Source organism: Desulfomonilaceae bacterium (genome assembly GCA_041662605.1).
Taxonomy (GTDB): Bacteria; Desulfobacterota; Desulfomonilia; order Desulfomonilales; family Desulfomonilaceae; genus CAJBEZ01.
On sequence record JBAZSD010000013.1, the window covers coordinates 104,402 to 116,553 of the forward strand.

The window sequence follows — 12,152 nt, forward strand, 5'->3', positions numbered from 1 at the left end:
AAACACAGGAGAATTCATCATGAAAAATAACATATTACGTTCAATCTCAATGATCGGGTTTCTGTTTCTGATGGTCGGCGCAGCGTCTTATGCGTACGCTGCCCAAAGTTTAGAGACACCGGATGGTTCGAAGATCGAACTCCCTGCGACATGTCCGGTTTGTGAGATGAATATGGCGTCGGATGCGGATGTGAACGCGGTAATCGTTTTTTCCGATGGAAAAGTAGTTCCATTCGACAAGATTTCGGATTTCTTTCGCTACCTGCTCGCTCCGGACACATTCGGCTTTGATCCGAAAAACGTTAAAAAGTCCTTCGTGTTAGAGCATGATTCCAAGAAACTTATCGAACCTAAAAACGCCGTATTTGTATTGGGGCCGGAGACGGTTCCAATGATGGGACCCGAAATGGAGGCTTTTTCAAACAAGGCGGACGCTGAAAAATTCGCCTCAGGAGCCAAAGACAAAAAGGTTCTTGCATTTTCTCAAGTCTCACTCCAAGATGTTGGTCCGAAAAAAAAGATGATGAAAATGAAGCACTAGGAATTGAAAGCGCCTGGAAAGACGGTAGAAAACGATCGGAACTTGTCCCCCATTGGACTCGACGATCTGCAGGAAACGTTCCAGGCGCTGTAACCATTTTACCCTGGTATAACTTATGTCTTTGGAACGACGGTTTTTTCTTTTCTTGCTTGTTCCGGTAGCAGTAATAGTAACTGCTTTCGGTTTTTGGGGGTTCTTCTTCGCAAGAGCCTATCTCCTCGACCAGTGGCTGGTATCAATCCATCTTCAACTGGAAAAGGCCGCTCATGAAATCAGCATGTCGCTAAATGAAAAGCTTGAGCTGATTAATTTGATTGCAAAGGCTGAAGATACGCCCGACAGAAACATTACCCAGGCATTCCTGATTCAGGAGTTACTGCAGAAGCCGGGGGTTCGATTCGTTGATGTTGTCAAAGAAGCCAATGCCCAACACGGCAAAACGGCTGCGGGGAATGAACTCGACGAGTTGGACCGGGGAACGTTGACTGGCAGCTATACCATGGAACTTTGCGGGGACTTTGGGTTTTGCGCTCCGGTAATGGACCCGAACTCACCTGATAAGAACCTGAGAATCATAAGGAACCTCGACACTGACAATCCTGAATCCGGCAGAAAACTACTTGTCAGAATTAGTTTCGATTCCTTTCTCGATCCGATTAAGAAAATGACACTTATGGAAGGTGGTTCGGCGTGGCTGGTTACAAGCACGGGGCAGTTCCTCGCCGTTACGGACAAAAGCTATGCGGACAGGAAAAAAGTCGGGGACAATGGTGACCAATTAGAACTAACAATTCTTAATGACATCAGGAATAAACCCTTTGGGAACGTTTTTGGACCGGGACATCCTCCCGATGTCGTGGCGGGGTTCTATAAAATCCCGTCGATAAATTGGTATATCGTCTTGATTTCGCAAGGTCGGATCACGCTAGAGCCGATAATTCAGTTCCGGTTTTATTACGCCGTGGCCGGTCTCCTGGCCTTAACCATCATCCTTTCATTGATTCGGATTGTCACACGACCAGTGGTTCATTCGATATCAGATATCTCAGAGGCTGCGGCAAAAGTTCAGGGAGGAGATTATTCTTTTAAATTGTCCGATACACGGTCTGATGAAATAGGACAACTCTATAGAAGTTTTAATCAAATGGTGGAGGGGCTCAAACAGCGAGACCTGATAGAACAGACTTTCGGACGATATGTTGACAAGAAAGTGGCTCAGGATCTCATGAGCAGACCTGAAGCGCTACGATTGGGAGGCGAAAAGGGTGTTGTTTCCATAATGATGTCCGACTTGCGAGACTTCACCGTTATTTCTGAAAAGTTGAATCCTGAAACCGTCATTACAATCCTGAACAGTTATTTTTCGCGTATGATATCGGTAATAGAGAAACATCGGGGCATCATCGTAGATTTTTACGGTGATTCGATAATGGTTTTTTTCAATGGAGTAGACTCTGACATCAAGAAACGAGCCTATGACGCTGTCTATTGCGCTCTGGAGATGCAAAGAGAGATGGACGGTTTCGTCAAAGAAAGTGTTTCGAACGGCTTTCCCGCTTTGTCGATGGGCATCGGAATCAATACCGGTGAAGTCGTAATCGGCAACATAGGCGCAAAAACAAGAGCCAAATACGGAATTGTCGGGGCGGATGTGAACCTGACGGACCGAATTCAGGCAACTGCGAGCCCGGGAAAGGTCGTAGTTTCTGAAGTGACTTACGGACTTGTCCGAGACCGGTTCACGGTCATAAGAGAATTCGAGGTTTGCTTGAAAGGCGTGGAAGACCAAAAGAGACTTTATGAGATTGACTCAACCTGCATTAAGGACTCATGCGCCTAGGCGCTCTCCAAAGACATTGAAACCTTTCAAATCCGCCAAGACTCATGATCTCTATTCTTTTTTGGGTCTGTCCACATCCTCCGGGCGGGCGGAGGAGCGTTGAATAATACGTTTACCTCCATACTCGGTCATGAATTGCTCTGCGTGCGCTTTTGTGGAGAAAGGGATGAGATCGTAGCCCATGAACCCTAGTACTTTGGTACCCATAACGAAAAAAGCATCGTTAACATCAATAAATTTCCTGGTTGCAAAATCTGTAACGTAAGAATGTTTAATCTTAGTCACGTCAATACCAAATCTCTTCGGAATCGTATTGTAAACAAACAGACACCTCGCCCCATCGAACCCTACAACCGACCCGTTCTCGAAAACGGATGCGCTCGCCCCGGCAAAACCAACAAGTTTTGTTTCACTATAAGCATAAATGGCTTCCGCTCCAAGCTCACCACCAACTTTCATTCCACAAACAGGGCACAAAGTACCTAACTTGAGCGTCAGTCCGTCAGGTAGGCCTACATGATCGGAAGCCTGCGTCCGCAATGGCGTTGTGACGACAAGCAAGGTCACAATTACAACAGCTATCCAGGGCTTTCGGGAAAGCTCCTTTACCTGCTCGAACCATTTCATGTTAGCCCTCCTAAACAGATTTTCGTTCTTGTCTGTTCCTATAACATATCTTCTTGAAATAGATTACGCCCTAATCACAAAAACTGCTCAAAGTTTCCGGGGACTCGACAAAAGTCGTTTCCATGTTTGGTTGTTCTGATACCCCTGAATCAATAAACTATTGAGGCGTACCCGACAAAGCTTGAGCCCGGCATTACGTCATAACTCGTGTAGTAATCGATAAGGGTTCCCTTGGTTACGCCGCACAACCTGGCTATTTCGATTATTGAGGCGATGGGGCCGGCTGAGCATGTATTCTGCCTTACCGGAGCCTCCCTCAAGATTTCCGACGCTTTCATATCGAGCGCCTTATCAATCAGGACCTTATCATTCTCTTCTTTCACCCATTTTATGGCCGCAGCCCCTGTTCCTTTTGGGGTAAAGCCATAGTTTGGACCATAATGCGTAAGGTCGGCTGAGCCTAGAAACACTGCTTTAAGGGCTTTCTCATCAAGCAATTTCTTAATTACCCTTGCCAGAGTAATTGATTCTTCGGAAGATGGAGAATGAACTGCGATTATCTTTGCAGCAGGGAAGAAATATCGAACGAGAGGGGCCTGGATCTCAATCGTATTGTCCGAGAATCCCCTGGGAGCAGGACGAGCATGCCCATCAGCGACAAATTCGTACAAGAAGTCAGCGTCCAAATCCTGCTGCCCCAAAGGGGTCTCCCATGATTCTTCCATGTAGGCTATTGGAGCATTGCCGCCGGGGAGATGTCCCCCAAAAATAACCACCCGGTCGATTGCCCCCCTGGAAGATAAGGTCTTGACAACACGGGCCGCAGCCCTTCCGGAAAACGCCCAACCAGCGTGCGGAGCCACTCCGGCTGTCCACTTTCCTTCCGGCGGTTTGAACCCTTGCAGAAAGAAGGTTATTTCCCGTTCGCATTCTTTAGCCGAACCAGGATACCAGCCTACCGGTAACATGCGAGATCTGAAACTCATGAATACACCCCCTTTTCAGATTGTTACGGATCAACCATCGGCGCCAAGTATTGGCCTTATTAACAAATCAGGGACGACAACTTGTCAGAAATTGTTTGAATAGCAGTTTACCAGCCTGCCTGCCAATGAAAGTCGATGATACTCCTGGAGGGACATCACCTTGAATTCATCCCCCCTGCAAACGCTTTTGAGGCCGAGCGACAACGCGTTTGCCCCTGCCAGAGTGGTGAAGTATGGGACATTGCGATTCAAAGCTTCCAGTCGAATGTCCAAAGAGTCTTTAAATGATTTCTTGTCGGCCGCAGTATTGATCACCAGGACGATTTCATTCTTCTTAATCAAGTCAATCACGTCCAATTGGCCTTCCTCGTGAACCTTCGCCACCACCAAGCTGGGGATGCCCGCAGCCTCCAACGCTGCAGCCGTACCTTCTGTACAAACAAAAGTAAATCCGCACTGGCTCATCCTGCGGGCCACTATCACGGCAGTGGCCTTGTCCCGGCCGGCTACGCTCAAAAAGACCCTCCCACCGGTAGGAACAGGGAAATCAGTGCTGTATTGCGCTTTAAGGAAAGCCTGACCGAACTCCATGTCAATGCCCATGACTTCGCCGGTTGACTTCATCTCTGGTCCAAGCACCACATCAACGCCAGAAAACTTAATGAACGGAAAGACAGCCTCCTTAACGCTAACATGGTCAGGAATAATCTCATTTGTGAAGCCGACTTCCTCAAGACTCTTGCCCGCCATTACTCGGGCCCCAATCTTGGCGAGAGGAACCCCAATGGCTTTCGAAACAAATGGAATAGTTCTGGATGCTCGAGGATTTACCTCCAGAACATATATTTCCCCATCTTTGAGAGCAAGTTGAAGATTCATCAATCCCCGGACTTTAAGCTCTAGAGCCAGCATCCGTGTTATCCTGCGAATCTCATCAAGGTGGTATCTCCCAAGACTGTATGGTGGCAGAGAGCATGAAGAATCTCCGGAATGTATGCCGGCCTCTTCGATGTGCTCCATGATTCCGCCTATAACTACTGTTTTACCATCGGAAACGGCGTCAACATCTATTTCAACGGCGCCTGTCAGATACCCGTCCACGAGGATCGGATGATCAGGGGAGGCTTTAACAACTGCCGTAAGATAGCCCTGGAGATCTTCCTGATTGTGAACTATTTCCATCGCACGGCCACCTAGCACATACGAAGGCCGTACTACCAAGGGGTATCCAATTCTCTTGGCTACTTCCATGACCTCGTCGTATGAGTGGGCTATGTCATTAGGGGGTTGGTTCAACCCAAGTTTGAGAAGCATTTCCTTAAATCGTTTTCTGTCTTCAGCCCTGTCTATAGCGTCAGGAGAAGTTCCGATTATCGGAACGCCAGCCTCCCAGAGAGAGATAGCGAGCTTTAGAGGCGTCTGGCCGCCAAATTGTATAATCACACCATCAGGTTTTTCCCGGTCAACAATTTCGAGGACGTCCTCAAGTGTCAACGGCTCAAAATAGAGTCGATCGGAAGTGTCATAGTCAGTGCTCACCGTTTCGGGATTGCAGTTCACCATAATGGTTTCAAATCCATCTTCTTCAAGGGCGAACACACCGTGAACACAGCAGTAATCAAACTCAATTCCCTGGCCTATCCTGTTTGGGCCACCACCCAGAATCATTATTTTTTTTCTGTCCGTAACACCGGACTCATCTTCATCCTCGTATGTAGAATAAAGATAGGGCGTATGGGCTTCGAACTCCGCGGCGCAGGTGTCTACTCTCTTGAAAACAGGCCGCACATTCGACTTTATCCTGAGGGAACGAATATCATCTTCCTCGCGCTTGACGAGTTCGGAAATCCGTATATCGGAAAATCCCATGGATTTTGCCTTGCGTAGGTTGTCCTCACATGACTGCCCTTCAAGCCAACCCGGTTTGGCGATTTCGGATTCCATATCAATAATCTGTCTGATTTGATCCAGGAACCACGGATCAATTTTGCTCGCCTCATATATTTCAGGAATGTCAACTCCTGCGCGAATTGCGTCTCCAATTTGCCATAGTCGATCCGGGGTCGGTCGTCTCAAATAGCCGAGAATCTGGTCTTTTTTCAGTCCTGCCGGAAGAATGGGCTCAAAACCATGGACATCTGTCTCCAGAGAACGAATAGCTTTTTGTAACGATTCCTTGAAGGTTCGGCCAATGGCCATGACTTCGCCAACGGACTTCATCTGAGTGCCCAGCGTGTTATCCGCCCCGGGGAATTTCTCAAATGTGAAGCGGGGTATCTTGGTGACGACATAATCTATGGTTGGCTCGAAAGAGGCGGGGGTCTTCAAGGTTATGTCGTTAGCTAGTTCATCGAGCGTATAGCCAACCGCAAGTTTGGCCGCGATTTTAGCGATCGGGAAACCAGTGGCCTTTGAAGCGAGGGCGCTGGACCTACTGACTCGAGGGTTCATCTCGATCACTACTACACGGCCATTTTCAGGATGGACGGCAAACTGGATGTTGGAACCACCCGTGTCCACCCCTATCTCCCGTATAATCGCGACGCTCTGGTCTCTCAGTATTTGATATTCCTTGTCTGTTAGAGTCTGAGCCGGAGCGACAGTAATTGAATCCCCAGTGTGAACTCCCATAGGGTCAAAGTTTTCAATAGAACAGATGATGACAACATTGTCACCCACGTCCCGCATCACTTCCAGCTCAAATTCTTTCCATCCAAGGACTGATTCTTCTATAAGGATTCGTCCCACAGGCGAGGCTTCAAGGCCCCATAAAGCGAGCTTCTCGAAACTTTCTTCGGTAAAAGCTATGCTTCCTCCTGTCCCTCCAAGGGTAAATGAAGGACGAATAACATTTGGAAATCCGATTTCCCGCGCAATCTTCCACGCGCGTTGCAAAGACTCTGCATATCCACTTTTGGGCAAATCCAGCCCAATGTTCTTCATGGCGACCTTGAACTGGTCTCTGTCCTCCGCCTTGTTAATTGCCTCGATTCCTGCTCCTATTAACTCGACTCCGTATCGTTCGAGCACACCGGCTTCATGCAGTTCCACCGCCCTATTCAGCGCGGTCTGTCCTCCCAGAGTAGGCAATAGAGCGTCAGGACGCTCCTTTGCGATAATATTTGCAAGCACATCTATCTTCAGGGGTTCTATGTAAGTAGCGTCCGAAAATTCCGGGTCAGTCATGATGGTAGCTGGATTCGAGTTTACCAGAACTACCCGAAAGCCCTCTTCCTTAAGGGCTTTCAGAGCTTGAGTACCCGAGTAGTCGAACTCACACGCCTGACCTATAATTATAGGCCCGGAACCTATGAGCATTATCGATTTGATGTCTTTTCTCTTGGGCATAAAAATGTTCTCTTCCGCTACCTTTTGAAATGTTAATCAAGAATCCTAAAGTCGCCATGCAAATCTTTCAGACTATATGGCTGTTGGCCTAAAAATTCAAGACCGTCCAAGCGCCCTCGAAGCGGAATTCTTGACATCTGCTTGAATGAAACAGACTTTCTGGATTATGTTAAGTTCTATTATTGTTAGAATACATTTCTTTCAGTTGCTCTAAATATGGGCTGCCCCAATTAACACAAATTTTCAAGACAGTAGATGCTCATTTTAAACTTACGCGCAATTTTCCCCTACATCAGAGAATCATGGACTGTCGCATGGCCCATGATCCTGGTGATGTTCTTTCAGTTTTCTATAGGGATCGCGGACGTTTATGTGGCCGGACTGTTGGGATCCCAGATTCTGGCGGCTGTAGGATATGTAGGACAGCTATATTGGACTCTGATGATACTTGCGAATGCAATTTCAGTCGGAACAGTTTCCATGATATCGCAGGCTTATGGAGCCAAATCCAGACTGGGAGTCGGGCAGATTTCCTCCAATTCACTGATGATGGGATTGCTTGTATCAGGAGTAATATCGCTGCTGTCGAGGATATTCGCATACGAACTTGTTAAAATATCAGGAATGCCGGAAGAGATCAGAGGTATTGCGGAAACCTTTCTCAAGATTTTCTCCCTTGTGCTTACGCCCACGTATCTCATGATAATAACAGCCGGAATACTAAGAGCTTCAGGAAGGGTAAGAACAGCCATGGTGAATAGCTGTTCCGCCTCTCTCCTGAACGTGATCGGTGACTTTGTCCTGGTTTTTGGTCTCGGTCCTATCCCTCCACTGGGATATGAGGGTATCGCCTGGTCAACCGCTTTCGCAACAACTGTCGGTATGACTCTCAACCTTTTTAGAATATTTACAGGTCCATATAGAATTACCATAGACTCAGTGCGAAGGCCTCTCGGCAGGTGCGTTCGCAACCTGATAAAACTGGGAGTGCCAACCGCTCTGCAACAAACAGCCTGGAACGCCGGGACCCTAGTAGTTTATTTCTTGATCACCCGATTGCATGGCTCTCAAATAACAGCTCTAGCCGCAATGACCGCTGGAGTTAGAATCGAAGCAATTATTTTTCTGCCTATTTTTGCGTTAAATATGGCTGCGGCTGTTGTGACAGGAAATCGACTTGGAGGGAAAAACATAGAAGCGGCAAGGCAAGGCGCAAAGGCGACAGCAGGGTTATGCCTGGCTATAGTATCCCTTCCATGCGCAGCCTTGTTTGTATTCGCTCCTGAGCTTTCCAGTTATCTAACCACAGACCCGGCCGTGCTCGAAGAAATGACGCGTTACCTGCGTATTAATATGCTCGCTGAGCCGTTTTTCGCAGTTGGGATATCGCTTGCCGGCGCATTGCAGGGAGCAGGAGACACATTCGGCACCATGCGAATTATTTTCACCGGCATGTGGTTGCTAAGGATTCCATTCATCCTGGTGGCGATCTATATCCTTAAGACTGGTCCAACAGGGATATGGTGGTGCATGGCGCTATCTGTCGTCATCATGTGCGGTATGCTCATCGCGAGGTTCAGAGGCGACAAATGGATACACGCGTCCATGGACAAGACTACGAAGACGATGCTCTGGGAGTCTTGTTTGCCTGTAGACCCATCCATACCTTCAGTCGCAGCCAAACGAGAGGATGATAGCCTCGATAGATAGCCATGAATTTGAGGGCAGCCATTTTCGGTGAACCTACGCTGACCCCCCCCAGCGCCTGTATGCAGTGTCCTCTAGTCCTCAGATTTCTTTCCCGTTTTTTGTCAATTTTTCCCTTGACCTTTGCATCGGATCATAATGTATAGTCACGCTATCGAAAATTCATAAAGAGCGGGGTCGAGTTGAAATGAAATCCGAACATTCAGGATCCAAGCGGTATTCTTGTCTGCGATCAGCGAAATTCTTTCTAGCGTGCCTGATCACCTTGTTTTTTGTGTCCATTGGAAGCCTGAGCCAGGCTCAAGACGCTAACCCCGCCTACAAACAATTGAGAACGGTAGTTCCAGTCGATTTATCCCCTTCTAAACCAACTTCTTTGCCAGGAACTTCAGGACCGCAATTTGGCGGGGGTGTGGAAGCGGTTCCAATCTCAAGCGCATTGGTCCGCAATTGGTTGCCTGTAATCCCTAACCTGCAGTTCGGATTCAATTACCTGTTCGGAAGAAATCTCAGTCAGACATGGTGGTCAGCGGACTATGTGTTGCCAGTGTCTCTGACAAGCAGTGATATCGTGTTCGGTGAAGCTCACGTTGACTCTGCTAGTTCAGCGTCTACAGGCGGTTTCCCGTTCCTGAACAATTTTTGGCAGCAAGGGCCTGCCGGACTCCAGAACAGGATCGATCTTTCATTTGGTCTCGGGTATCGAAAGCTGTTTGGAGACAATTTGCTCGTTGGAGCGTATGGATTTTATGATTCTACACGTTTGACAGGGTCATGGAGATCCGCAAGAAGTGTCGGATTCCAGGCCGCAGCCAACGGGCCCGGCGATTCGGCGGTTGACCTCAATTTTAATTATTACTCCGATTCTTATGTGGGTTACGACTCCCGTGGGAGTGTCTTCCCGACTTTTAACCTTTTTGGAGCTATCGCCAGTGGGACTGGGAACTATGATTTCGAGGCCGGGCTTTCACAGCCGCTGTTTAATCGAGCGTATGATTTCCGAGTCAAGGCGGCCGGCTACAAATACGAAGTTGGTAACTCAAAGGTTTATGGCGTTCGTTCCGGCGCGGATGTAACCACAGCCGATGGAGTCTTTAAGGTATCCGCAGAATATGGAAACGACAGGCTGGTTGGTCAGTATGGTCAGATCGGGGCGTATGTCAATATCGGATTTCAGGCAGAAAATATAGTTAAAGGCGAAAATCCTTTCACCAAACCTGAGCCGATTTTCAAGAGCCCACGACACTTGAGGCAATTGGCCTCACAGCCTGCCAAGCGTAACTGGCGCAAACCCTCTGCAGTCATCACCAATGCCAAATGCGAAGGATTACCAGATGATTCGCAGTTTTCCAGTCCTGCAAACATGGCTTGTTTCTTTAGTGGTGGGGCTGCGGGTGCTAAATGTACGGCAGATGGCTATACTGTGATAGGAGACACGCCCGGGGGACAATGGGCCGATGCATATTCTAACCAGTTCCCCCATCCTTTTGTTGGGAGTATTTATGACTACAAAAGAGATATAGAACCCTTTTTCAATTGCAGTTCTGCCGCTTTTGCCAGAATGGCGTCCGGTACGGTTCACGCTTATGTGATTTCCGCTTACTATCCCTGCAAAGACACTATCTTCTGGAAAGTTGAATTGCCTATTCTGAAAAGTAGGGGAATCGAGGTATTGTTGTTTACTAACACCGGGCCCGGGGGGGCTTGGGTGCAGGTTGATGTTCCTGATTGCGGTTTCTAACCAAAATTGATTCCCGATATTATGATCTAGAGATTCCTTTATGAATTGTCAAAAGCGGAATCATTTTGGTAATAATATTTTACATGTTCAAAACCCAAATTCAGGTTTGAGTTGTTTTATGCGCCTAGTATTTCATAATATTTTGCGTAATTGTGTGCATGGAGTCGGCGATGTCTGAACTTCATCTGGATACCACAATCGCTTCATTAACCCATCAAGAAAAAAGGATTGTCTCCCTTGGCGGTTGGGTCGCCAACAGGCGCTCATCCGGCAAAATTCGATTCATACAGCTTCGTGATGGGACTGGAGTGATCCAGTGCGTTGTTATGGCTAACCGGGTAAGTCCAGAGGTATTCGATTTGGCGGATCATATTCCTTATGAGTCCTCTGTGATCGTAACGGGACAGGTCCAAAAAGACCCCAGATCGGCGATTGGTTTTGAGATTGCTGTCGACAACATCGAAGTAATTTCGGAGGCGCTACCCTACCCAATCTCGAACAAAGATCATGGGGTCGCCTTCCTGATGGATCACCGCCACCTGTGGCTACGGTCTTCCAGACAAACGGCTCTTATGAAGATACGCTCAGTATTGACTCGATCAGCACGGGCCTACTTTGATGAACTGGGATTCGTGTCAGTTGAGGCCCCTATCCTTACCCCAACAGCGTGTGAGGGGACGACGTCACTGTTTGAAGTTGCCTACTTCGACCGATCGGCATACCTCACTCAATCGGGCCAGTTGTATGGGGAAGCGGCGGCGATGGCGCTCGGCAAAATTTACGTATACGGTCCCACGTTTCGCGCTGAAAAGTCCAAGACGAGACGCCACCTGACTGAGTTCTGGATGATCGAACCGGAGATGGCTTTCTGGGAGTTACCTGAGGCAATCGACCTTGCTGAAGGGCTTATCTGCAAAATAGTGTCCGATATCCTCAATGAATGTTCCAGCCAGTTGAAAATCCTGGAACGCGACATCTCAAAGCTGGAACTTGTGAAACCACCCTTCCCTAGAATCACATACTCCGAAGCCATAGACATATTGAAACAAAAAGGCGCGGATATTGACTGGGGCGCAGACTTGGGCGGAGATGAAGAATCAGTCCTGTCGGAAGCTTTTGACAAACCTGTTTTTGTAACCCATTACCCCGCTGACATTAAGGCTTTTTACATGAAAAGGGATTCAGCCAACCAACGGTTGGCCCTCGCCGTTGACCTTTTGGCCTCGGAAGGTTACGGAGAAATAATTGGTGGAGGACAACGAGAAGATTCTCTTGAGGCTCTTGAAAGACGAATTGAACGTCATGGATTGGACAAACAACCACTTGAATGGTATCTGGACCTCAGGAGATATGGGTCAGTAC

8 protein-coding genes are annotated in these 12,152 nt (G+C 47.9%); 5 read left to right on the top strand and 3 right to left on the bottom strand.

Annotation, left to right across the window (positions count from 1 at the left end; genetic code table 11):
• Positions 1-19: 19 nt before the first annotated feature.
• Both WC647_11855 and WC647_11860 read left to right on the top strand, forming a co-directional pair.
• Positions 20-541, top strand: coding sequence for a nitrous oxide reductase accessory protein NosL (locus WC647_11855; protein ID MFA6222997.1), 522 nt, complete (start codon positions 20-22; stop codon positions 539-541).
• A gap of 115 nt (positions 542-656) precedes the next feature.
• The gene (locus tag WC647_11860; GenBank protein ID MFA6222998.1) at positions 657-2,381 is read left to right on the top strand and encodes an adenylate/guanylate cyclase domain-containing protein; all 1,725 of its coding nucleotides are present in this window, start codon (positions 657-659) and stop codon (positions 2,379-2,381) included.
• Between the two features lie 51 nt (positions 2,382-2,432).
• Here the strand turns inward: WC647_11860 and WC647_11865 are convergent, their stop codons facing one another.
• From WC647_11865 to carB, 3 genes are all read right to left on the bottom strand, one after another.
• Positions 2,433-3,008, bottom strand: coding sequence for a nitrous oxide reductase accessory protein NosL (locus tag WC647_11865; protein ID MFA6222999.1), 576 nt, complete (start codon positions 3,006-3,008; stop codon positions 2,433-2,435).
• 149 nt (positions 3,009-3,157) lie between these two features.
• On the bottom strand, positions 3,158-3,994 hold the full coding sequence (gene amrB / locus WC647_11870; protein ID MFA6223000.1) for an AmmeMemoRadiSam system protein B: 837 nt from the start codon (positions 3,992-3,994) through the stop codon (positions 3,158-3,160).
• An 84-nt stretch (positions 3,995-4,078) separates the two neighbouring features.
• The gene (gene carB / locus WC647_11875) at positions 4,079-7,342 is read right to left on the bottom strand and encodes a carbamoyl-phosphate synthase large subunit (protein ID MFA6223001.1); all 3,264 of its coding nucleotides are present in this window, start codon (positions 7,340-7,342) and stop codon (positions 4,079-4,081) included.
• A 255-nt stretch (positions 7,343-7,597) separates the two neighbouring features.
• On the opposite strand from carB, the gene WC647_11880 reads away from it, so the two are divergent.
• The 3 genes from WC647_11880 to asnS form a co-directional block, all read left to right on the top strand.
• The gene (locus WC647_11880) at positions 7,598-9,052 is read left to right on the top strand and encodes an MATE family efflux transporter (protein ID MFA6223002.1); all 1,455 of its coding nucleotides are present in this window, start codon (positions 7,598-7,600) and stop codon (positions 9,050-9,052) included.
• 184 nt (positions 9,053-9,236) lie between these two features.
• The gene (locus tag WC647_11885) at positions 9,237-10,790 is read left to right on the top strand and encodes a hypothetical protein (protein ID MFA6223003.1); all 1,554 of its coding nucleotides are present in this window, start codon (positions 9,237-9,239) and stop codon (positions 10,788-10,790) included.
• 170 nt (positions 10,791-10,960) lie between these two features.
• The coding region (gene asnS / locus WC647_11890; GenBank protein MFA6223004.1) for an asparagine--tRNA ligase at positions 10,961-12,152 on the top strand (1,192 nt) is incomplete at its 3' end.

Excerpts from the sequence above, each read along its gene's own strand:
- WC647_11855 (MFA6222997.1), top strand. The coding sequence starts at position 20 with ATGAAAAATAACATATTACGTTCAATCTCAATGATCGGGTTTCTGTTT.
- WC647_11860 (MFA6222998.1), top strand. The coding sequence starts at position 657 with ATGTCTTTGGAACGACGGTTTTTTCTTTTCTTGCTTGTTCCGGTAGCA.
- carB (MFA6223001.1), bottom strand. The coding sequence starts at position 7,342 with ATGCCCAAGAGAAAAGACATCAAATCGATAATGCTCATAGGTTCCGGG.
- WC647_11885 (MFA6223003.1), top strand. The coding sequence starts at position 9,237 with ATGAAATCCGAACATTCAGGATCCAAGCGGTATTCTTGTCTGCGATCA.
- WC647_11865 (MFA6222999.1), bottom strand. The coding sequence starts at position 3,008 with ATGAAATGGTTCGAGCAGGTAAAGGAGCTTTCCCGAAAGCCCTGGATA.
- WC647_11880 (MFA6223002.1), top strand. The coding sequence starts at position 7,598 with ATGCTCATTTTAAACTTACGCGCAATTTTCCCCTACATCAGAGAATCA.
- amrB (MFA6223000.1), bottom strand. The coding sequence starts at position 3,994 with ATGAGTTTCAGATCTCGCATGTTACCGGTAGGCTGGTATCCTGGTTCG.